This window comes from Micromonospora sp. NPDC052213, from assembly GCF_040679695.1.
Lineage (GTDB): Bacteria > Actinomycetota > Actinomycetes > Mycobacteriales > Micromonosporaceae > Micromonospora.
This window is the reverse complement of record NZ_JBFAVI010000053.1, coordinates 19,332-39,108: the sequence shown is the minus strand read 5'-3', so window position 1 is coordinate 39,108 and position 19,777 is coordinate 19,332. Positions and strand designations below refer to the sequence as shown.

The window sequence follows — 19,777 nt, the reverse complement described above, 5'->3', positions numbered from 1 at the left end:
GGCGGGGCCACGGTCTCCCGTGGCCCCGCCCCCGTGCTGTGGCTACTTGCCGGCCGGCTTCAGGCAGAGCACCCGGTTCGCCCCGTCGCCGGGGAGCACCACGTGCGGCTGGGCCGGGTCGGCGCACTTGTCCTTCGCGTCCACCTTGGAGACCACGGTGAAGGCACCCGCCTCACCGCAGTTCGCCGCCGCCGCGCCCTCGCCCGACTGCTTGACGCAGCTGCCGACCGCCGGATCGAAGGCCGGGGCCTCCTCCGCGCCGCCGACCTTGCCGAGCAGCATGAGCAGGCCCAGCGGCACCGCCAGGATCAGCACCGCGGCGACGAGCACCGCGGCGAGCACCCGCCCGTTGCGCACCTTGGGCGTGGGCGCCTCGGTCTTCGGCTCCGCGATGGGCTTGAACGAGTCGAACCGGCCCTGGTCCTGTTCCGGAGCGCCCTGGTCCCAGGAGGACGGGGCGGGCTGCTGCCCGGGCGGCGGGAACGCCGGCGGGAAGGCGTCGCCTGGTGCGGGATCGGCCATCGGGGCGGGCCCGTAGCCGGGTGCCGCGCCGCCAGCGGCGCCGGCGGCCGGGGCGCCGAAGTGCTCGGCGGGGCGGTCCGCGCCATCGTGCGGCCGGACCCCGTTGACGGGCCGGCCGTTGGCCGGCGCGTCGACGAAGGACGGCACGCCCGGCGGGAAGGCCGGGGGCGCGGCCGGCGACGCGGGCGCGACCGGAGCGGCGGCGCCGAAGGCGGCCGCTCCCCGGTCCCGGTCGTCGAAGCGGGGGTCCGGCCCCTGGTCGAAGCGGGGGTCCGGCCCCTGGTCGAAGCGCGGCTCGGGAGCCCGGTCGAATCGCGTGTCCTGGTCGAACCGGGCGTCCGGGCCCTGGTCGAACCGCGTGTCCTGGTCGAACCGGGCGTCCTGGTCGAACCGCGTCTCGGGCCCCTGGTCGAACCGCGGCGGCGGCGGCGCGTGGTCCGGCCGGTGCCCGTACGGCTCGTCCTGCGCCGGTGCGTCCGCTGGCTCCGGGCGGGCCGGCCGGCCGTACACCCGGGGCTGCGGTGCGGGGGTGCCACCCGGCTGCAGGGGCTGGTCGGCCGGCGGCATCACCCTGCTGGCCAGCGGCACCGCGGCGCTCGCCGAGACGCTGCCGGCCGCCGCCTCGGCACCCTCCGGCGCCGGTACGGCCGCCCGCCCGCCCAACTCCGGTGAGGTACGCGGAGCGGGCACCACCGGCCCGGCGGTGGACTGCGGCTCCTCGTGCCGGGAGCCGGCCTGCGCCCAGCCCGGCTGCTCCTGCCCGTACGCCGGCACACCGCCCTCCCGGGCGGACTGCTCGGGCGCGAACTGGGCCGGCGGAACGTAGTCGGCCGGCGGGGCGGCGGCCAGGCTGGCGCCGGGCACCCGCTGCTCCTGGGGCGGCAGTGGCACCGCGTTGGCCGGCGAGATGCCGGGGCCCGGAGGGGGCTGGTAGATCGGCGGCTCCTCGGCGCGCTCCGCCTCCCAGCCGTTGCCGGCCCGGTTGGCGGCGGGCTCGCCCGCCCCGGCGCGGCCCCACGCCTCGTCGGCCGACCACGGCTCGACGTCCGGTACGGCCGGGCCGCCGGCCCGCTGCGGCAGGCTCTCGGCCGCGGGGCCCCACGGCGGCGTCCCGCCGTCGCCGGACGCGGGAACGCCTGCCCGGCCGGGCGGGGTGGAGGTCGGTGCGGAGGTGCCCCAGCCGTTCGGGTCCCGGTCCTCGGGCTGCTGCGGCACCGAGGCCGCGCCTCGGGTCGAGGCCGGCTCGTCCCGGCCCGGCCACTCGTCGCCCTGCTGCTGCCCGGCAGCGGTCCAGCCGCCGGAGCGGGTGGGGTCGTCCTGGGCGGGCCAGGGCTGCGGGGCGGGGGCGGCCTGCGGGACCTGGGCGGCGCCGCGCGCGGCCTGCTCGGGCTGCGCCCACGCCGGGGACGCCTGCTCGGGCTGCTTGTCCTGCTGGACGCCGCCTACCCAGCCACCGGAACGGTTCGGGTCGTCCTGCTGGGCGGCCCAGCCGTCCTGCCGGGGCCGGTCGTCCGGGGTGGCGTCGTCGGCCCAGCCGCTGGAGCGGGCCTGGTCGTCCTGCTGTCCGGCCGTCCAGCCGCCGGAGCGGTTCGGGTCGTCCTGCTGCTGCCCGGCAGCGGTCCAGCCGCCGGAGCGGGCGGGGTCGTCCTGGGCGGGCCAGGGCTGCGGGGCGGGGGCGGCCTGCGGGACCTGGGCGGCGCCGCGCGCGGCCTGCTCGGGCTGCGTCCACGCCGGGGCGGGCTGCTCGGCCTGGGCCCAGGCGGGCTGGTCGGGGGCGGCGTGCGGCGGGGCGGCGGCGGCCCATGCGGGACCGGGCTGCTCCGCCGGCGCGCCGGCCCACGCCGGCTGTGGGGACCCGCCGGGGGGTCCCCAGGAGGCGGGCGGGGCGGGGTCGGCCTGCTGCGGGGCCTGGCCGGCGCCCCAGGCGGGGGCCGCCTGCTGCTCGTTCTGGTTGGCCCAGGCGGGAGGGTTCGGCTGCCCGGACGGGGGCGGGGGTGCCCAGCCCAGGTCGGGGGCGCCGCCGTAGCCGTTGCCCTGCTGCGCCGGGCGGTCGCCGTACGGCGCCGGTCCGCCGGCGCCCGGCGACACCTCGTCCGGCTGCTGGCCGGGGTGGTGCGTGCCCTCGGACGTCATGCGTGCGCCTCCTCCATCACCTGTCGGCCGCCGCTGCCGATCGGTCTGCTCGGCAGGGTGGCCGGCGTCGCCGGTGTACCGACCGTGCCGGCTCCCCGCACCGTATCCGGTGGCTGCCCGAGGGCTTCCGGGGAGCACCGGTCGTCACTCCCTGTGGCCGGGTGGTGTCGAGCGGCTTCTATCGACTCGACCTGCTCCCGGTCGGCGGGCGACGACCGAAGCCCACCGTACCGGGCGCTGCGGCGGGGTGGAATCCCGGTGTCAATGGGTGTGAAACGCCGATGGCCCGCCCGGGCGGACCGGGCGGGCCATCGATCTTGGAGGAGGTGAGGAACGATCTGGGCGTCAGCTCATGTGACGCTGGGCGATGGCGAGGATCTCTTCGCGGACCGCGGGCGAGTTGGCGGAGCGCAGCGCGTGCTCGATGGCACGGGCGCGGCGGTTGGCGTCGCGGCGGTTACGGATTCGCTCGATCATGCTCATGGTGGTCTCTCCTCCTGGCTATTCGGTTGTCAGCCCCTTGATGTCTCTATTGAACCGCAGAGCGGCCCTAACTTCCATCGATTATTAGGTGAGCTGGGACACGAGCCGAACAATCGAAGGTCAAACCGGCCCAGGAGCCGATGTTTCTGTCTCCCAACGGTCACGGCCGGTGTGCCGGGCGTTCACCCGAGGCACACCGGCCGTGGCTGGTGTCGAGACCCGTCAGGTCCAGGCGAGCAGCGCCGCCTCCGGGTCGGCCAGGAAGTCCCCGATGTCACGCAGGAACTTCGAGCCCAACTCGCCGTCGATGATCCGGTGGTCGAACGACAGGCCCAGCGTGGTGACCTGGCGTGGGCGGACCTTGCCCTTGTGCACCCAGGGCATCTCGCGTACGGCGCCGAAGGCCAGGATCGCCGACTCGCCCGGGGGCAGGATCGGCGTGCCCGTGTCCACGCCGAAGACGCCCACGTTGGTGATCGTCAGCGTGCCGCCCGACATGTCGGCCGGCGAGGTCTTCCCCGCCTTGGCCGTCTGCACCAGGTCGGTCATCGCGTCCGCCAACTCGCGCAGCGAGAGCCGGCCGGCGTCCTTGATGTTCGGCACGATCAGCCCCCGCTCGGTGGCCGCCGCGATGCCCAGGTTGACGTAGTCCTTGACCACGATCTCGTCGCCGGCCCAGGTCGAGTTGACCATCGGGTGGCGCCTGACCGCCAGCAGCACCGCCTTGGCGACCAGCAGCAGCGGCGAGACCCGCACGTCGCGCCACTCCCGCCGGCCGCGGAGCCGGTCCAGGGCCTTCATCGCCCGGGTCACGTCGACGGTCAGGAACTCCGTCACGTGCGGGGCGGTGAACGCCGAGCGGGACATGTTCTCGGCGGTGAGCTTGCGTACCCCCTTGACCGGGATGCGCTGCTCGCGGTCCGCGCCGAAGCTCGCCGCCGCCGTGGCCGGGGCCGCCACCGTCAGCGGCTCGGCCGCCGCCGGCGTCCCACTCGCCGCCCGCTGCACGTCCTCCCGGGTGATCGAGCCCAGCGGGCCCGATCCGGTCAGCGCGGACAGGTCGACGCCGAGGTCCTTGGCGAGCTTGCGGACCGGAGGCTTGGCCAGCACCGGGCCGCCGGCCCGGCCGTGGCCGTTCGACGGCGCGGTCGGCACCGGGGCCGCCGGCGCCACCGGAGCGACCGGCGCGGCCGGGGCCGGCGGAGCGGCCGGGGCCGCCGCCTGCGCCGGCACCGGGGTGCCGCCCTTGCGCGGACGCCGCTTGGCGGCGGTGGTCCGCGGGCCGTAGCCCACCAGCACGGCGGTACGCCCACCCGGGGCCGGACCGCCGATCAGGCCCGGCTCGACCGCGCCCTCGGCCGGCGCCACCTCGACCGCGGCCAGCGACGCCGCCGACGGGGCGGGCAGGTCGGCGGCCGGCGCACCGGTCGTCGACGCCTCGATCGGCCCGGCGCCCGGATCGGTGTCGATCGCGATGATCGGCGTGCCGACCTCGACCGTGGTCCCCTCCGGGTGGAAGATCGCCTGCACCTGGCCGGCCCACTTCGCGGGGATCTCGACGGCCGCCTTGGCCGTCTCCACCTCGACGATCGGCTGGTTCAGCTCGATGACGTCGCCGACCTTGACCAGCCAGGCGAGGATCTCGCCCTCGGTCAGGCCCTCGCCCAGGTCGGGAAGGTTGAACTCCTTGATCCGCGACATGCCGCTCACCAGCCGAAGGTGCGGTCGACGGCGTCGAGCACCCGGTCGAGGTCGGGAAGGTACTCCTCCTCCACCCGGGAGGCCGGGTAGGGAGTGTCGAAGCCCGTCACCCGCAGCACCGGGGACTCCAGGGAGTAGAAGCACTCCTCGGTCACCCGGGCCGCGATCTCCGAGCCCAGGCCCAGGTTGCCCGGGGCCTCGTGCACGACCACGCAGCGGCCGGTGCGCTTCACCGACTCGTACGCGGCGGTCAGGTCCAGCGGGGAGAGCGTGCGCAGGTCGATGACCTCCAGCTCGCGGCCGTCCTCGGCCGCGGCCGTCGCCGCGTCCAGGCAGGTCCGCACCATCGGCCCGTACGCCAGCAGGGTGGCGTCGGTGCCGGCCCGGGCGACCCGGGCGGAGTGCAGCGGGTACGCCTCGGACAGCGGGGCGTCCAGCTCGACCGGGCCCTTCTCCCAGTAGCGCCGCTTCGGCTCCATGAACACGATCGGGTCGTCCGAGGCGATGGCCTGCTGGATCATCGTGTACGCGTCCTGCGGGCTGGCGCAGCTCACCACCTTGAGGCCGGCGGTGTGGGCGAAGTACGCCTCCGGCGACTCCGAGTGGTGCTCGACCGCGCCGATGCCGCCGCCGAAGGGGATCCGGATGACCATCGGGATCCTGACCTTGCCCTGCGAGCGGTAGTGCATCTTCGCCACCTGCGACACGATCTGGTCGTACGCGGGGTAGACGAAGCCGTCGAACTGGATCTCGCAGACCGGGCGGTAGCCGCGGATGGCGAGGCCGACCGCGGTGCCGATGATGCCGGACTCGGCGAGCGGGGTGTCGATCACCCGCTGCTCGCCGAAGTCCTTCTGGAGGCCGTCGGTGATCCGGAAGACGCCGCCGAGCTTGCCGACGTCCTCGCCCATGATGACGACCTTCGGGTCGTTCTCCAGGGCCTTGCGCAGGCCGGTGTTGAGGGCCTTGCCGAGGGTGAGCGTCTCCGTGGCCATCAGTGGGCGCTCCCCTCGAACGACTCCATGTACCTGCTGAACTGCGCCCGCTGCTCGTCGAGCTCGGGGGACCCGGTGGGGTAGACGTGGTCGAACATCGTCACGGGCTCCGGGTTGGGCATGGCGAGCACCCGCTCGCGCAGGTGCACCGACTCGGTGCGGGCCTGCTCGTCGACGTCGGCGAAGAAGTCCGCGTCGGCGATCTGCTGCTTGGTCAGGAACGCCTTCATCCGGGCGATCGGGTCCTTGGCCTGCCAGGCCTCGACCTCGCTGGCGATCCGGTAGCGGGTCGGGTCGTCGGAGGTGGTGTGCGCGCCCATCCGGTAGGTGTAGGCCTCGATCAGGCTGGGGCCCTGGCCGAGCCGGGCGTTGTCCAGCGCGTGCCGGGTCACCGCGTACGACGCGAGCACGTCGTTGCCGTCCACCCGGACCCCGGGGAAACCGAAGCCGCCCGCCCGCTGGTAGAGCGGGACACGGGTCTGCCGCTCCAGCGGCTCGGAGATGGCGTACTGGTTGTTCTGGCAGAAGAACACCAGGGGGGCGTTGAAGACGCTGGCCCAGACGAACGACTCGTTGACGTCGCCCTGGCTGGTGGCGCCGTCGCCGAAGTAGGCGATCACCGCCTCGCCGTCCTCGGTCCCGGTCTTGCCGTCCATGCTGACGCCCATGGCGTACCCGGTCGCGTGCAGGGTCTGTGCCCCGATCACGATCGTGTACATGTTGAACTTGAACTCGTTCGGGTCCCAGCCGCCCTGGTCGACGCCCCGGAACAGGCCGAGCGGCATGATCGGGTCGATGCCCCGGCAGTAGAGGACGCCGTGCTCCCGGTAGGTCGGGAAGGCCATGTCCTGGGCGCGCAGCGCACGCCCCGAGCCGACCTGCGCGGCCTCCTGGCCCAGCAGGCTGGCCCACAGGCCCAGCTCGCCCTGGCGCTGCAACGCGGTGGCCTCGGCGTCGAGCTTGCGCACCAGCACGAGGTCGCGGTAGAGCCCGCGGTACTCCTCGTCGGTGAAGTCGACGCGGTACTCCGTCCCGTCCGGGCCGGTCGCGCTCTCGATCCGCTCACCCTCCGGGGTGAGCAACTGCACCAGCTGCGGGTCGCCGGTCGCGCCCTTCCTGGAGCGGGGTGCGGCCCGCCGGCCGCGGCTGGAGACCCCGGGGTCGCCCTTTGCCATCCGTCTCTCCCTGTCTGTCTGCGTCGGCACCGGGGGGTCACCCGGCCGCGCAACTCGTGCGCCTGTCCGGCTGGTGCCGGACCGGTTCCTGGCGGCCGCGCCTAGCCCCGGTGGGGGTTGCCGCGCGGCGTGAAGCCGGATTCTTGGCCGAACCCGGTTCGGGAGCGCCGGCGCCCAGCCGCGCCTGCCGCGGGGGTGCGCGGAGGTCGAGGCTGCGTTGCCGTCGTGGTCCATATTCGCATCACACGTGAGCGCGCCCACAGTACGCCCGCCCCGCACCGGGAGGGCGGCCCGCTTCGTTACACGAAGCGCCGGGTGTCCGTTCCATCGACTCGCGGCCGATCCGGCGATGGTTCGTCACCGTTCGGGCAGATACGCGTGTCGACACGCGGTAGGGGGTTGGCTGACGGAGCGTCACTGGGCAGGCTGATTGGCGGGAGGATGGCCCAGGTCGAGCGGTTTGCCGGTTCCTCTCGGCGATGCGGTACCGCCGGGCGGTTCGGGTCGGACGCCGTCGCGGCGTCCCGCTGCCCCGGCCGGCGGGAGGCCAACGAGGAGGAGTGCGCGGTGTCCGATCCAGTCGAAGGCCCCGGTGCCCCGTTCCTCGGTCGGCACCGTGCGGCCGGTGGCTACCGCCGACTGGTGGGCGCCCACCGGGCGCCCGGGTCCGGCGGGCCGCCCCGGGGCTACCTGTTCACCGTGGCGCTGCTCGCCGGCACCGCGTCGATGCCGATCCTCGCCGCGATCAGCACCGGCTCCGCCACGGTCGGCAGCACCGCCCTGCCCGAGAGCGGCACCCCGTTCCTGCCCACGCCCTCCGTGGGCCCGGTGGTGATCCCGGTGCCGGCGACGAACCAGCCGGGGGTCGCCCCGTCGACCCCGTCCCCGGCCGTGGCGACCCCGAGCACCTGGCGGCCCGCCGCGCCGGCCCCGCGTACGCCGGTCGTGGCGGCGCCGGGCCCGGGGTCGGTGGTGCGGCCCGCGCCCCCGCCCCCGCCCGCGGTGGTCCCGTCGCGCCCGCCGGGCGGCCGGCCGGTTCCGCTGCCCTCACCGAGCCCGTCACCCAGCCCGTCCACGTCGCCCTCGCCCGAGCCGACCCCCTCGCCGAGTCCGTCCCCGGTGATCACGGCGACCGGCTCGCCGACCCCGGGACCGTCGGCGGAGCCCACGAGCACCGTCTCGCCGCCGCCCGCCGACCCCACGCCGACCCCCGGTCCCACGCCGACCTCGTCCCCGAGCGGCCCACGGCCCGCCGAGACTTCCCGCCTTACGGTCGAGCCCGCCGGAGTGCGGGCCGGCGCCGGGCGGCCACGGGTACGGTGACGGCCGACGGCAGGTGAGCCGCCCGACGGCGCAGCGCGGGTCGGGCCGCCGGTGGGTGGACGGGGTGGCTCCGGGCGCGGCCCGGGGCGGAGCAGAGGCGGAGCGCTGAGCGGAGCGGACGGCACGGGCGCAGGGCCCTCGACCCGCCCGGACGCCGTGCCGCGTCGCGGTCCCACGCTGCGGCTCGCCCGGCTCGTCACCGAGCTGACCGCGCCCGCGGTGCTGGTCTCCCTGCTGACCGTGGCGGTCGGCTGGCACAGCACCCGGGGCGCGCACGGGCTGGCCTGGGGCCTGCTCGCCACGCTCTTCGTCAGCGGCATCCCGTTCGCGTACATCGTCGGCGGGGTGCGCCGGGGCCGGTTCACCGACCACCACGTGGGCGTCCGCGAGCAGCGCCGCGTCCCGCTGCTGTTCGGCCTCTGCTCGGTGGCCGCCGGCCTGGCCCTGCTCGCGGTCCTCGGCGCGCCCCGCCCGGTGCTGGCCCTGGCCGCCGCCGGGCTGCTCGGCCTGGTGGTCGCCGTGGCCGTCAGTCACTGGTGGAAGATGTCGATCCACTCGGCGGTGGCCGCCGGCACGGTGGTGGTGCTGGTGCTGACGTTCGGCGCCGCGCTGCTGGCGACCGCGCCGCTGCTCGCGCTCGTCGGCTGGTCCCGGGTCCGCCTGAACGACCACACCGTGCCCCAGGTGGTCGCGGGAGCCCTGCTCGGCGCCCTGATCGCGGGCGTCGTCTTCGCGCCCCTCCGCTGACCCGTCCTCCGCCCACCGCCCGGCCCCCCACCCGGCCGTCCGCCACGAGGTCGGTGGCGGGGTGGATCGTCCCGACCGCCGCCGACCGCACGATCAACGCGGACTTTGCGCGGAACCGGTCAGGCGCCCTCGTCGGCCAGGCGGTGGCGGTTGGCCTCGATCCAGGCGTCCAGGGCGGCCGGGTCGTCCGGGTCGACGCCGTCGGCCATCAACTGCGCTACGGCGGCGGTGGCGGGGCTGCGCCGCTCGCCCGTGCTGTAGAGGCGGGCGAACTCCGGCACCATCTCCTCGATCGCCGTGTCGGTCTGCGCCGCCGCCCGCTCCGGCAGACCGCGCTTGCGGGCGGCGTACGCGGCCCAGCCGCGCAGCACCCGGGGCAGCAGGGCGGCGTCGTCCATGTCCAGCACCGCCCGCCGGTGCACCCAGTCCAGCAGGAACAGCCCGGACACGGTCGGGCTCCACCGCATCGGGTCGGCGTCGGGAAAGCTGGCCGCGTGGTCCAGCAGCAGGCTGAGGCAGAAGTGCAGCGAGGCCAGCTCCGCCCCGTCGACGGCGTCCAGGCCGAACCGGGCCGCCTCCGGCGAGGCGAGGAACCGGCGGACCAGCTCCGTACGCTCGGCGGCGGAGAGCGGCTCGACGGCGGGCGCGGGCACGGTGCGGACGGGGTGGGGCAACCGCGCCAGCCGGGCGCCGAGCAGGGCGCGGTCGGTGGCCAGCGAGCCCTCCCCGGGCAGCTCGCTCAGGCCGTCGGTGATCGCCAGGTGCCGGCCCACCTCGGTGTGCATCCGGGCCGGCTCCTCGTCACGGAACCAGGTCAGCTCGTCCCCGGCGCACATCTGCCGCACCTGGTCGAGGATCCGGTCGGGCGGCCCGCCGACGAAGACGTCCTTGGTGATGCCGATGTTGTGGTCGAGCAGCGTCACCACCGCGTGCGCCGGCCCGCCGGCCGGGTCGTCGTACGCGAAGGTCGCCAGGTAGGAGGTCTGGTCGCCGTACACGTCGCCGTAGGACCAGCAGCCGGTGAGGTGGACCCGGCCGAGGTGGGCGGCCCAGGCGGGGGTGGCGGCACCGGGGCGGACCCGGGCGGCGCCCTCGGCGTCGGGCACCAGCGCGGCGAAGACCGAGCGGACGGTGGTCGCGGCGGCCGAGCGGCGACGGGAGGTGGCGGCCAGGAAACCGGCCACGAATTCCCGCACCGCGCTGTCACGGTCGGTCTCCGCGACCGCGTAGACGCTGCCGAGCAGGGCCGCGCCGAGCATCTCCGCGTCGAGGGCGTTCTCCAGCTTGGCCACGTCGCGGGCGGCGTGCAGCACCGCGTCGTACGGGGTCTGAGGCGTTCCCATCCACCGACCCTACGCTGCCGCCCGGCTCCGGACGGCACGAGCGACCCGAGCATCGCCCGCGTCGTGGACACCCACCACCGCCGACCTGCGGCTGCCGCCGACGTGTGCCCGGGTCAGCGGCCGGCGGCGTCCCGCAGGGCGGCCCGGGCCTCGGCGTAGGAGGCGAGCACCGCCCGCACCGGGGCCAGCACCTGCTCCTCGCCGACCGTCGTCACCCGTTCGGTGAGCCGGTGCTCGGCGCGGCGGCGGGCGCGGCGGGCCGCCCACCGGACGGCCGGCCTGGTCAGGGCCGCCACCAGCAGCCCGGCGAGCAGGCCGCCGAGGAGCAGCAGGGTGGGCAGCGGCACCTCGCCGACGGTCGGGTCGGCCAGCTCCGGCAGGCCCAGCGCGCGCAGCCCGTAGCCGAGCGCCAGCCAGGCGAGCCCGGCCAGCGCGGCCAGGGTCACCAGCCACTGGAGGCCGCCGACGATCCGCCACCAGAGCGGCCGGCGGTCCATGCCGAGATCGGTGCCGGCGACCGCGCGGTCCAGCGCGTCCGGCAGGTCGCCAAGGCGCGACCGGGCGGCGGCGGTCACCGCGGCGGGCCAGGAGGCGGGCAGTTCCGCCCCGGCCCGGTCGGCCACGGACCGGATCGCCAGCCCGAGCGCGGAGCGTTGCGCGGCGGTGGGGTCGGGCACCGAGGTCGCGGCGACCAGGCTCTCCGCCGGGTCGTCGCGCTCGCCGGTCGGGCCGGGCAGGTGCAGCCGGCGCAGCGGGTCGGGCCGCAGCCGCCGCCAGCCCCGGACCAGCGGCCAGCCGGTGGCGGCGGCGCCCCGGTGCCGGTACGCCTGCTCGACCGCCTCGGCGACCGTCGGCACCCCGGCGGCGCCGGCCAGCGCCCGGTGCAGCGCGGCGACGGCGGCGTCGTCCGGCCCGGCGGCCGGCGGCCCGGCCCCGACCAGCTCGTCGAGCCCGGCCACCACCGTGTCCACGTCACCCTGGAGCCGGCGCAGCGCGGCCTGCCGCCCGGCCACCGTCCGTTCCAGCGCCTCCCGGAGCCCGACCATGCCCGCCGGTTCCACGGCGGTGGTGGCCTGCAGCGGCACGCCGGCCAGGCCGTCCGCGTCGAGCAGGCGGCGCAGGTCGGCCAGCACCCGGGGCAGCTCGGCGGGGGGCAGCCGGTCGGCCTGGTTGAGCACGACCAGCGTGACGTCCCTGTGCCGGTGGAACTCGCGCAGGTAGCTGGTGTGGATGACGCGGTCGGCGTACTTCTGCGGGTCGACCACCCAGACCACGAGGTCGACCAGGCCGAGCAGGCGGTCCACCTCCAGCCGGTGGGACCGCTGCACCGAGTCGAAGTCGGGCAGGTCGAGCAGGATCAGCCCGTGCAGGGCGGACTCGTCGTCGCCGTCGAGCACGCTCTCCCGGACGAACCGGTGCCGGGGCAGCACGCCGACCCAGTCGAGCAGCCGGTTGCCGCCGTCGAGCGGCCCCCAGACGCAGGCGTGCGTGACGCCGGTGGTGGGGCGGCGCACGCCGACCGGGGAGAGCTCCATCCGGGCGAGCGCGTTGAACAGGCTGGACTTGCCGCTGCCGGTCGCGCCGGCGAGGGCCACCACGGTGTGGTCGCGGGAGAGCGCCAGCCGGGTGCCGGCCCGCTCGACCAGGGTGTGCGCCGGCACGAGTCGCGAATCCGGCAGGTGGCCGTCGACGACCGCGAGGAACCGGCGTACGGCGTCGAGGCGGGCGATCAGCGCGTCGGCGTCCACCTGTCGGTCACCACGGAACGCCTCGCGCATCCGCCCGACGATGTTCGTCATGATCCTCCGCCCTCGGCGCCGGGGAGGCGCGCGGCGTCCGCGTCGGCGAGGCCGCTGCGGTGCCGGGCCATCTCCACCCCGTTGCCGGCCCGGCGCAGGGCCTCCGCGGTGTCCGCGGCGGGCCGGGCCTCCGTCGTCCGGGCCAGGTAGCGGGCGGCCTCGTCGTCCAGCAGGGCCCGCACCCGCTCCAGCAGGTCGGCCCGGGCCTTGGCGGCGAGCGTACGCACGGCCTGGTCGCCGAAGACCGCCTGGAGCACGGTCTGCGCGGCGACCGTGGTGCCGGCCCCGGTGGCGACCTCCAGCCCGGTCGGGATGAACGCGGTCGAGGCGAACACGGCGATCATCACGGCGAGCCCGGTGGCGTTGACGGCGTACGCGGCCGTGCGGGCCACGAAGCGCCGGTCGCCGCCCTCGACCCGCACCAGCTCCAGCACGCCGCGCTGCCACTCCCGGACCAGGCGCTCGGCCCGCTCGGGCAGGTCGCCGGCGGGGTGGGCGAGCTCCGGTTCGAGCAGCGCCGCCCCGGCGGGGTGCGCCTTCCACCCGGTGTACGCGTTCTCCGCCGCCTCGGCGGCGACGCCGCGCAGCAGGGTCACCAGCTGGGACTCGATCGCCTCGCGCAGCTCCGAGGCGGGCGCGGGACGGCCGGTGACGGCGGCCACCATCCGGTCGCGGAGCCGCCCGATTCGGGCCTCCAGCGTGCGGAAGAACTCCCCGGTGCCGACGAACTCCTGCCAGCGGGCGAGCACCTCGCCACGGAGCAGCCGACCGTCCTTCAGCCCCTGCTCGACGGTCCGGTGCGCCCCCCGGTACGCCGCCCGCACCCGCTCGTCGAGCGCGTCGGCGGCGGTCACCTGCTCGTCGGCGGCGTCGGCGAGCCCCTCGACCGCCGGGCGCAGCGCGGCGAGTGCGCCGTCGAGGGTCTGCCGGACCACGGCCGCCCGGGCGTCGGCGTCGGCGGCCAGCCGGGCGAACCAGGCGGAGAGCGGTGCGGTCACCCGGTCGGGCAGCAGGCCCTGCCCGTCGACCGAGGTCTCGGGCAGCACGAACAGCGGGGCCGCGCCGAGATCCTGCGCGGCGAGCATCTCCGACAGGTGGGCGGCGACCTCGTCGGCTGCCTCCGGGGGCACCCGGTCCAGCACCATGGCGATCACCGCGCCCCGGGCGCGGGCGCCGCGCAGCAGCTCCCAGGGGACCGCGTCGGCGTAGCGGGCGGCGGTGGTGACGAAGAGCCAGAGGTCGGCGGCGGCCAGGAGCTGGCCGGCCAGGGCCCGGTTGGCGTCGACCACCGAGTCGATGTCGGGGGCGTCGAGGAAGGCCAGCCCGGGCGGCAGGGCGGGGGCGGTGACCAGTTGCAGGGTGTGCGGGTCCTCGCTGGGCTCGTTGGTGCGGGTGAGGCCGGGCAGCAGCTCGCCCTGACGGAACCAGCCGGAGTCGGCCGGGCTGCACACCAGCACCGGGGAGCGGGTGGTGGGCCGGAGCACCCCGGCCGCGCTCACCCGCGCCTGCACCAGGCTGTTGACCAGGGTGGACTTGCCCGCGCCGGTGGACCCGCCGACCACCACGAGCAGCGGCGCGTCGAGCCGGCGCAGCCGGGGCAGGAGGTAGTCGTCGAGTTGGTCGGTGAGGCTCCCGGCGGCCCGTCGGGCGGGCTCGGCGGAGGGCAGCGCCAGGGGGAACCGGGCCGCCCCGATCGCGGCGCGCAGGCCGGCCAGCGCGGTGGGCAGGCTGTCGTCCCCGGTGGTGGCGGGCCGGTCCTCCCCGGCGTCCGTGGAGCCGGTGCGGGCTGCGACGGTGGGCGCGTCGGCCTGGGTGGCGGAGTCGCCGTGCGTCGTCACCGCTAAAGCGTGCCCGACCGACGCAAGGGAAGACAACCGGCCGGTAGTACCCGTGACTTGCGTCGGGTCGGCTCAACCTCGACTTGACGATTTCCGGGGGCGTGGCACTATTGAGTCAAGTTCACTCAACTTGTGGTGGGGCCGCTGCGGGCGGCGCCCGCCACGCAGCTCAGGGCGGTGCCCACGAGCGCTCACAACGTCACGAAGCGAGGAAGCGAAGATGGCACGTGCGGTCGGTATCGACCTCGGCACGACGAACTCCTGCGTCAGCGTCCTGGAGGGCGGTGAGCCCACCGTCATCGCCAACGCTGAGGGCTCGCGGACGACCCCGTCGATCGTCGCGTTCGCCCGCAACGGCGAGGTGCTCGTCGGTGAGGTCGCCAAGCGCCAGGCGGTGACCAACCCGGACCGGACGATCCGCTCGGTCAAGCGGGAGGTCGGCACCAACTGGTCCGTCGACATCGACGGCAAGAAGTACACCCCGCAGGAGATCTCGGCCCGCACGCTGATGAAGCTCAAGCGGGACGCCGAGGCGTACCTGGGCGAGCAGATCACCGACGCGGTGATCACCGTCCCGGCCTACTTCAACGACAGCCAGCGCCAGGCCACCAAGGAGGCCGGCGAGATCGCCGGCTTCAACGTGCTGCGGATCGTGAACGAGCCGACCGCGGCGGCCCTGGCGTACGGGCTGGACAAGGGCTCCAAGGAGCAGACCGTCCTGGTCTTCGACCTCGGCGGCGGCACCTTCGACGTGTCGCTGCTCGAGCTGGCCGAGGGCGTCATCGAGGTCAAGTCGACCAGCGGTGACAACGACCTCGGTGGTGACGACTGGGACCAGCGCATCATCGACCACCTGGTGAAGACCTTCCGGGGCGAGCACGGCATCGACCTGGCCCAGGACAAGATGGCCCTGCAGCGGCTCCGCGAGGCGGCCGAGAAGGCCAAGATCGAGCTGTCCGCCGCCACCACCACCAACATCAACCTGCCGTACATCACGGCCGGCGCGGCGGGCCCGCTGCACCTGGACGTGACGCTCAGCCGGGCCGAGTTCCAGCGGATGACGCAGGACCTGCTGGACCGCTGCAAGGGCCCGTTCGAGCAGGCCGTGAAGGACGCCGGCATCAAGGTCTCCGACGTCGAGCACGTCATCCTGGTCGGCGGCTCGACCCGCATGCCGGCCGTGACCGACCTGGTCAAGCAGCTCACCGGCAGGGAGCCCAACAAGGGCGTCAACCCGGACGAGGTCGTCGCCGTCGGCGCCGCCCTGCAGGCCGGTGTGCTCAAGGGCGAGGTCAAGGACGTCCTGCTGCTCGACGTGACCCCGCTGAGCCTGGGCATCGAGACCAAGGGCGGCATCTTCACCAAGCTGATCGAGCGCAACACCACCATCCCGACCAAGCGCTCCGAGGTCTTCACCACGGCGGACGACAACCAGCCCTCGGTGCTGATCCAGGTGTTCCAGGGCGAGCGGGAGATCGCGGCCTACAACAAGAAGCTCGGCACCTTCGAGCTGACCGGCCTCCCGCCGGCGCCGCGCGGCGTGCCGCAGATCGAGGTCACCTTCGACATCGACGCCAACGGCATCGTCAACGTCCACGCCAAGGACCTCGGCACCGGCAAGGAGCAGAAGATGACGATCACCGGCGGCTCCTCGCTGCCGAAGGACGACATCGAGCGCATGCGCCGCGACGCCGAGGAGCACGCCGAGGACGACAAGCGCCGCCGCGACGAGGCCGAGACCCGCAACCTGGCCGAGGCGCTCCAGTGGCAGACCGAGAAGTTCCTGGCCGAGAGCGGCGACAAGCTGCCGTCGGAGTCCCGTGACCAGATCAACGAGGCGCTCGGCGAGCTGCGTGGCGCCCTCGGTGGTCAGGACATCGAGAAGGTCAAGTCGGCGCACGAGCGGCTGGCGCAGGTCTCCCAGCAGGCCGGTTCGCTGCTCTACAGCCAGCAGGGCGAGCAGCCGGGCGAGGCCGGTCCGGGTGCCGCGGGTGCGGCGGGCGCCGGGGCGACCGGTGGCGCGCAGGCCGGTGGCGCGGACGACGTGGTCGACGCGGAGATCGTGGACGAGGACAAGAAGTGACGGTTTGTCCCGGACACGGCACCACGGCAGAGGGATGAGGTAGCCCATGACGGAGAAGCCACGAGCCGCCGACCCGGGTGCGACCGGGTCGACGCCGGGTGGCTCCGCGCCCGCCGAGCAGGCCGGCGACGGGCCGCGGGTCGTCATCCGCAACAACCGCAAGATCAGCGAGACCAGCGAGACCGGCGAGTCGGCGGCGACCGCCGCCGATGCCGGGTCGGACGTCCCGGCCGAGGGTCTGGTCGAGGAGGCCGAGGTCGTGGTCGACGAGATCGAGGTCGAGGCGGCCGAGGTGGCCGGCCCGCCGGTGGTGGACGCCCCGGCACAGCCGGCCGACGGCGGCGGGACCGCGCTCGGCGCCGAACTGGAGGCGCTGCGCAAGGACCTCGACGAGCGGACCCGGGACCTGCAGCGGGTGACGGCGGAGTACGCCAACTACCGCAAGCGGGTGGACCGGGACAAGGGTCTGGTCACCGAGCAGGCGACCGGGGCGATGCTCGCCGCGCTGCTGCCGATCCTCGACGACCTGGACCGGGCCCGCGAGCACGGCGACCTGGTCGGGCCGTTCGGCACGATGGCCGAGCAGCTCACGGCGGCGCTCGGCAAGTTCGGGCTGACGGCGTTCGGCGAGCAGGGCGACCCGTTCGACCCGACCCGGCACGAGGCGGTGGCCCACCAGACCTCGGCCGACGTCACCGAGCCGACCTGCGTGCAGGTGATGCGTCGGGGCTACCAGGTCGGGGAGCGGCTGCTGCGACCCGCCATGGTCGCGGTCGCCGACCCGGAGTAGTGCGCAACGACGACCGGATCGTCCCGCCCACCCCGAACGGGTGGGCGGGACGGTCGGTCCCCAGGTAGGGAGGGGGTGGACCGGTGAGTTCCAAGGACTGGATCGAGAAGGACTTCTACGCCGTGCTGGGCGTGGACAAGGCCGCCTCCGGCGACGACATCAAGAAGGCGTACCGGAAGCTGGCGCGGGATTCGCACCCGGACCACAACCCCGGTGACCCGAAGGCCGAGGAGCGTTTCAAGGCCGCCTCCGAGGCGTACGCGGTGCTCGGCGACGACGCCAAACGCCGCGAGTACGACGAGCTGCGCTCGCTGTTCGGCTCGGGCGCGTTCCGGCGCAACGCCCGTGGCGCCGGCCAGCCCGGCGGCATGCCGTTCGACGTCTCCGACCTGTTCGGGGGCGCGGCGGGTGGGGGTGGCGACCGCCGCTTCGGCGGGGCCGGCTTCCAGGACCTGTTCAGTTCGATCTTCTCCGGCGGGGCCGCCGGTCCCGGTGGCGGGCCGGCCTCACCTCGGGGCCCGGCGCGGGGCCGGGACGTCGAGGCCGAGGTGGCCCTCGACTTCGACGACGCCGTACGCGGGGTGACCGTCCCGTTGACGCTGCGCGCGCCGGGGGTCTGCGACACCTGCCACGGCAACGGGGCCAAGCCCGGCACCCAGCCGCGCACCTGCCCGGTGTGCCACGGCGCCGGGGCCACCACCCGCAACCAGGGGTCGTTCAGCTTCTCCGAGCCGTGCCGCAACTGCCAGGGCGTGGGCACGATCGTGGAGGAGAAGTGCCCGGAGTGTCAGGGCACCGGCGGGGTCACCAAGACCCGCACGCTGAACGTCCGCTTCCCGGCCGGGGTGGCCGACGGCCAGAAGATCCGGCTGGCGGGGCGGGGCGAGCCCGGCGCGCGGGGCGGCCCGGCCGGCGACCTCTTCGTACACGTCAAGGTGCGACCGGACGAGCTGTTCGGGCGTACGGGCGACGACCTCACGCTGACCGTGCCGATCACGTTCGCGGAGGCCGTGCTCGGCACGGACCTGCGGGTACCCACCCTCGACGGCGCGGTGACCCTGCGGGTGCCGCCGGGCACGCCGAGCGGCCGGATCCTGCGGGCCCGCGGCAAGGGGGTGGTCCGCCGTGACGGGCAGGCGGGTGACCTGCTGGTGACCCTCGACGTGGTGGTGCCCGCGCGGGTGTCCGACGAGGCGCGTACGGCGTTGGAGAGCTTCGCCGCGCAGACCCCGCCGGCCGCCCGGGAACATCTCGACGCGCGGGTGCGTCGATTCAGTTGACCCGGTGTTCAGTCGGCTCGGTGGAGTGCACGCGGAGGTGAGCGGGATGTCGGACGAGTTCGTCGGTTCGGGTGACCCTGCCTACGAGGCCAAGGTGCTGATGATCTCGGTGGCGGCACGGATGGCGGGGATGCACCCGCAGACCCTGCGCCAGTACGACCGGCTGGGCCTGGTCCAGCCGGGTCGGGCGGCCGGCGGCGGCCGCCGCTACAGCGTGCGGGACGTGGTGCTGCTGCGCGAGGTGCAGCGGCTCAGCCAGGACGACGGCATCAACCTGGCGGGGGTCAAGCGCATCATCGGGCTGGAGCGGCTGCTGGAGCAGGCCCAGCAGCGGGTGGCCCGGCTGGAGGCGGAGCTGGACGCCGCGTACCGCCGGATCGCCGAGCTGGAGTCGTTGGCCCGCTTTCCGGGCAGCGACCTCGTCCCGACCAACCGCACCTCCACCGCGCTGGTGGTCTGGCGTCCCCGGCGGGGACCCGACCGCTGACGACACCTCACCGCGCCCGGCCGCCCTCCCGCGGCCGGGCGCGGTCGTCTTTTCCGCCCCTGCCCCCGCCCGGGACGCGCCGTCTCGGCAAGGGCCCGCGGTTGCCGGTTCGACGGCGGGGACGGCGCCGGATCCGCTAGCCTCAGAATCAGGTCCAACCATCTCAATCCGGACTCCGATGGCAGGGGGAGCCATGACGGAAGCGGCGAGGAAGGTTGCCCAGCAGACCGAGGAACGGCTCGACGAGGTGGCGAAGAACGTCCGGGAGAGATTCGACCGGTTCACCGAGAGCCGCTTCACCGACGAGATCAAGAACGGCAGGTTCGCCGACCAGGTCGACCACGGCATCGACCAGGGACGCGACGAGGCGAGACGCCGCGAGCAGGGCGGATCGGAACACTGACGATCCGCCGACGTGCGGGCCGGGACCCACGGGGGGTCCCGGCCCGTTCGCCGTCCAGAGGCGGGCCGGGACGCCAGAGGTTCCGGGCGGGGGTCCCGGCCCGTTCGCCGTTCGGAGTGCGGGCCGGGATGCCGGGTGCGCCGTGCGGGTGCGTGGGGCGCTCAGGCGATGCGGCGGTTCTCCCGGACCAGGCCGCCCTCGCACCAGTCCCGGTAGACGAAGAGCTCCGGCCGGGCCAGCAGCACCCGGCTGTTGTACGCCCAGGTGCGCATCAGGTCGTCGCCGTTCCGCTCGGCCTGCTCGACCAGCTTCCGGAAGCGCCGCTTCGGGTGGGCGCGGAATTTCGTCCGGATGCCGTCGGCGGCGTAGATGTAGAGGCAGTGCAGGGCGAACCGGCGGGCCGGGCAGGTCGCGTCCATCGCCAGGTCGAAGAGCACCGCCACCAGTCGGTCACCGGAGACCAGCAGGTCCCAGTCCGGCGGCATGGAGGTCAGCGGCACGGAGTCGGGCTGGAAGGCCCACGCGCGCAGCTCGGCGGGGGTCGGATCGACGGGGTTGGCAAAGCCGTGGAACGTCGACTCCTGCACGCTCACCGGCCAACCTTCCGCTCTCGTCCGCGGGGGCTCAGGCCGTCCGCGAGCTCTGGCTGCTGGGGCGAAACGGTAACCCGGCGCG

The 19,777-nt window shown here is 75.1% G+C and carries 16 protein-coding genes; 6 read left to right on the top strand and 10 right to left on the bottom strand.

All coding sequences use genetic code 11. The features are described from left to right. Positions 1–42: 42 nt before the first annotated feature. The 6 genes from AB0L34_RS15695 to AB0L34_RS15670 form a co-directional block, all read right to left on the bottom strand. Positions 43–2,655: a hypothetical protein gene (locus tag AB0L34_RS15695; RefSeq protein ID WP_363705183.1), complete on the bottom strand. Its 2,613-nt coding sequence runs from the start codon at positions 2,653–2,655 to the stop codon at positions 43–45. 345 nt (positions 2,656–3,000) lie between these two features. After that, positions 3,001–3,138 (bottom strand): hypothetical protein, encoded by a 138-nt coding sequence (locus AB0L34_RS15690; RefSeq protein WP_165947779.1) that lies wholly within the window; start codon positions 3,136–3,138, stop codon positions 3,001–3,003. Between the two features lie 222 nt (positions 3,139–3,360). Then, positions 3,361–4,839 (bottom strand): dihydrolipoamide acetyltransferase family protein, encoded by a 1,479-nt coding sequence (locus tag AB0L34_RS15685; RefSeq protein ID WP_363705184.1) that lies wholly within the window; start codon positions 4,837–4,839, stop codon positions 3,361–3,363. 5 nt (positions 4,840–4,844) lie between these two features. Continuing rightward, positions 4,845–5,834, bottom strand: a complete 990-nt coding sequence (locus AB0L34_RS15680; RefSeq protein ID WP_357449911.1) for an alpha-ketoacid dehydrogenase subunit beta — start codon at positions 5,832–5,834, stop codon at positions 4,845–4,847. Then, a complete protein-coding gene (gene pdhA / locus AB0L34_RS15675) occupies positions 5,834–7,009 on the bottom strand; it encodes a pyruvate dehydrogenase (acetyl-transferring) E1 component subunit alpha (protein ID WP_363705182.1) in 1,176 nt (391 codons plus the stop codon). Before pdhA ends, AB0L34_RS15680 begins: the two co-directional genes overlap by 1 nt. A 686-nt stretch (positions 7,010–7,695) precedes the next feature. Continuing rightward, positions 7,696–8,229 (bottom strand): hypothetical protein, encoded by a 534-nt coding sequence (locus tag AB0L34_RS15670; RefSeq protein WP_363705181.1) that lies wholly within the window; start codon positions 8,227–8,229, stop codon positions 7,696–7,698. A 259-nt stretch (positions 8,230–8,488) separates the two neighbouring features. Here AB0L34_RS15670 and AB0L34_RS15665 point away from each other — a divergent pair, with 259 nt between their 5' ends. Continuing rightward, complete coding sequence (locus tag AB0L34_RS15665; protein WP_363705180.1) at positions 8,489–9,079, top strand: phosphatase PAP2 family protein; 591 nt, start codon at positions 8,489–8,491, stop codon at positions 9,077–9,079. A gap of 119 nt (positions 9,080–9,198) precedes the next feature. Here AB0L34_RS15665 and AB0L34_RS15660 read toward each other — a convergent pair whose 3' ends face one another. From AB0L34_RS15660 to AB0L34_RS15650, 3 genes are all read right to left on the bottom strand, one after another. Then, entirely contained in the window at positions 9,199–10,422 is a 1,224-nt protein-coding gene (locus tag AB0L34_RS15660; RefSeq protein ID WP_363705179.1) for a hypothetical protein, read from the bottom strand. A gap of 113 nt (positions 10,423–10,535) precedes the next feature. Continuing rightward, complete coding sequence (locus AB0L34_RS15655) at positions 10,536–12,221, bottom strand: GTPase (RefSeq protein ID WP_363705178.1); 1,686 nt, start codon at positions 12,219–12,221, stop codon at positions 10,536–10,538. Next, complete coding sequence (locus AB0L34_RS15650) at positions 12,218–14,059, bottom strand: ABC transporter (protein WP_363705177.1); 1,842 nt, start codon at positions 14,057–14,059, stop codon at positions 12,218–12,220. The genes AB0L34_RS15655 and AB0L34_RS15650 overlap by 4 nt, the downstream gene beginning before the upstream one ends. Positions 14,060–14,279: 220 nt before the next feature. Between AB0L34_RS15650 and dnaK the strand changes: the two genes are divergently transcribed. The 5 genes from dnaK (at position 14,280) to AB0L34_RS15625 (ending at position 19,102) form a co-directional block, all read left to right on the top strand. Continuing rightward, entirely contained in the window at positions 14,280–16,142 is a 1,863-nt protein-coding gene (dnaK, locus tag AB0L34_RS15645; protein ID WP_363705176.1) for a molecular chaperone DnaK, read from the top strand. Between the two features lie 46 nt (positions 16,143–16,188). Beyond that, a complete protein-coding gene (gene grpE, locus AB0L34_RS15640; RefSeq protein WP_363705175.1) occupies positions 16,189–16,932 on the top strand; it encodes a nucleotide exchange factor GrpE in 744 nt (247 codons plus the stop codon). Positions 16,933–17,015: 83 nt separating this feature from the next. Continuing rightward, a complete protein-coding gene (dnaJ, locus tag AB0L34_RS15635) occupies positions 17,016–18,212 on the top strand; it encodes a molecular chaperone DnaJ (protein WP_363705174.1) in 1,197 nt (398 codons plus the stop codon). A gap of 46 nt (positions 18,213–18,258) precedes the next feature. Continuing rightward, the gene (locus AB0L34_RS15630; RefSeq protein WP_350682760.1) at positions 18,259–18,699 is read left to right on the top strand and encodes a helix-turn-helix transcriptional regulator; all 441 of its coding nucleotides are present in this window, start codon (positions 18,259–18,261) and stop codon (positions 18,697–18,699) included. 193 nt (positions 18,700–18,892) lie between these two features. Next, positions 18,893–19,102 carry a hypothetical protein gene (locus AB0L34_RS15625; protein ID WP_357449879.1) on the top strand — a complete coding sequence of 70 codons (210 nt, stop codon included), beginning with the start codon at positions 18,893–18,895 and terminating at the stop codon, positions 19,100–19,102. Between the two features lie 161 nt (positions 19,103–19,263). Here the strand turns inward: AB0L34_RS15625 and AB0L34_RS15620 are convergent, their stop codons facing one another. After that, the gene (locus AB0L34_RS15620; RefSeq protein ID WP_350702233.1) at positions 19,264–19,695 is read right to left on the bottom strand and encodes a hypothetical protein; all 432 of its coding nucleotides are present in this window, start codon (positions 19,693–19,695) and stop codon (positions 19,264–19,266) included. Between the last annotated feature and the right edge of the window lie 82 nt (positions 19,696–19,777).

What these genes read in the sequence shown, in the direction of transcription:
- dnaK (WP_363705176.1), top strand. Translation starts at nt 14,280, where the DNA reads ATGGCACGTGCGGTCGGTATCGACCTCGGCACGACGAACTCCTGCGTC.
- AB0L34_RS15695 (WP_363705183.1), bottom strand. Translation starts at nt 2,655, where the DNA reads ATGACGTCCGAGGGCACGCACCACCCCGGCCAGCAGCCGGACGAGGTG.
- AB0L34_RS15690 (WP_165947779.1), bottom strand. Translation starts at nt 3,138, where the DNA reads ATGAGCATGATCGAGCGAATCCGTAACCGCCGCGACGCCAACCGCCGC.
- AB0L34_RS15685 (WP_363705184.1), bottom strand. Translation starts at nt 4,839, where the DNA reads ATGTCGCGGATCAAGGAGTTCAACCTTCCCGACCTGGGCGAGGGCCTG.
- AB0L34_RS15655 (WP_363705178.1), bottom strand. Translation starts at nt 12,221, where the DNA reads ATGACGAACATCGTCGGGCGGATGCGCGAGGCGTTCCGTGGTGACCGA.
- AB0L34_RS15630 (WP_350682760.1), top strand. Translation starts at nt 18,259, where the DNA reads ATGTCGGACGAGTTCGTCGGTTCGGGTGACCCTGCCTACGAGGCCAAG.
- AB0L34_RS15625 (WP_357449879.1), top strand. Translation starts at nt 18,893, where the DNA reads ATGACGGAAGCGGCGAGGAAGGTTGCCCAGCAGACCGAGGAACGGCTC.
- pdhA (WP_363705182.1), bottom strand. Translation starts at nt 7,009, where the DNA reads ATGGCAAAGGGCGACCCCGGGGTCTCCAGCCGCGGCCGGCGGGCCGCA.
- AB0L34_RS15660 (WP_363705179.1), bottom strand. Translation starts at nt 10,422, where the DNA reads ATGGGAACGCCTCAGACCCCGTACGACGCGGTGCTGCACGCCGCCCGC.
- grpE (WP_363705175.1), top strand. Translation starts at nt 16,189, where the DNA reads ATGACGGAGAAGCCACGAGCCGCCGACCCGGGTGCGACCGGGTCGACG.
- AB0L34_RS15680 (WP_357449911.1), bottom strand. Translation starts at nt 5,834, where the DNA reads ATGGCCACGGAGACGCTCACCCTCGGCAAGGCCCTCAACACCGGCCTG.